This is a genomic window from Micromonospora sp. URMC 106 (assembly GCF_051386395.1).
Classification (GTDB): domain Bacteria; phylum Actinomycetota; class Actinomycetes; order Mycobacteriales; family Micromonosporaceae; genus Micromonospora.
This window is the reverse complement of the sequence record NZ_JBPQTP010000233.1, coordinates 1-1066: the sequence shown is the minus strand read 5'-3', so window position 1 is coordinate 1066 and position 1066 is coordinate 1. Positions and strand designations below refer to the sequence as shown.

2 protein-coding genes are annotated in these 1066 nt (G+C 73.8%); both read left to right on the top strand.

The window, feature by feature from the left end; all coding sequences use genetic code 11:
* The first annotated feature begins 152 nt into the window (after window positions 1-152).
* The gene (locus ACSNOB_RS31895) at window positions 153-494 is read left to right on the top strand and encodes a hypothetical protein (protein WP_393107959.1); all 342 of its coding nucleotides are present in this window, start codon (window positions 153-155) and stop codon (window positions 492-494) included.
* Window positions 491-1066: nucleotidyl transferase AbiEii/AbiGii toxin family protein (locus tag ACSNOB_RS31890; RefSeq protein ID WP_436691146.1), on the top strand; the 576-nt coding region annotated here is incomplete at its 3' end. The genes ACSNOB_RS31895 and ACSNOB_RS31890, both read left to right, overlap by 4 nt.

The window sequence follows — 1066 nt, the reverse complement described above, 5'->3', positions numbered from 1 at the left end:
CCCCCACCCCCACGCACCGCAAGCCAACGCCGACAACCCCCGCACCGCACCGCAAGCCGAGCCGACCACCCCCGCACCGCAGGGCGAGCCAACCCCGACCTCAGCCGCACCGCCAGCACCGACAAACGGGGAACCGGGCGTACCCTGACAGCATGCACGGCCTCTCCCCCACCGCGACCCGCGTGGCCCACCTGGCCCGCCCGGGCCGGCCCGCCGTGGTGACCCGGACGCTCGCCGAGCTCACCGGCCCCACGCGCGGCGTGGTGGAGCTGCCGGTGCGGCTGATGTGGAACGCCGACCGCGCCTTCGACCTCGAAGATCCGGACGAGCTGCTCTGGATGTACGAGAACGTGCTGCGGGAGACCACCCGCGCCGAGGACCTGCGCCTGCTCATCAACGGGCGCACGCTGCGTCGGGTGTGGCGGCTGCTCAACCTGCCCCGCGGGGTACGCCAGGCGTGGGAGAGCCGCCACCGGGGTCTGCGTACGGCGTGAGCACCGCCCATCCGCACGAGTTCTACCGCGAGGTGGCCCGGGTGGCCCTGTCGGCCGCCGGGCCGTACCGGTTCGTGCTCGGGGGCGGGGTGGCCTGGGCGGCGCACGGGCTGGTGACCCGCCCGACGGAGGACGTGGACCTCTTCGCCGATGTCGAGGGCGCGGTTGCGGCGGCGGCCGACGAGGTACGGAGGGCGCTGGAGCGGGCCGGGTTCGAGGTGCGCGACGCGGATCCGGACAGCGAGTTGGCGGAGCTGTTCGAGGGCTTCGACCGGGACCTGAAGGACTTCGTGGTGAGCCGGGACGGGCGCCGGATCCGGCTCAGCCTGGCTCGGCTCGACCGGCACCGCAGCCCCGTGGTGATGGATCTCGGTCCGGTGATGGACGTGCGCGACCTGATGGCGAACAAGACCGCCGCCCTGGTGAACCGGCGGGAGGTTCGGGACTACATCGACGTGGCCGCGGCCCTGGAACAGCACGACGTGGCGGAGCTGCTGGAACTGGCCCGCCAGCTCGACCCGGCGCTGGACGAGGCCGACGTGCGGGCAGCCGGTCGCTACCTCGACCGGCTG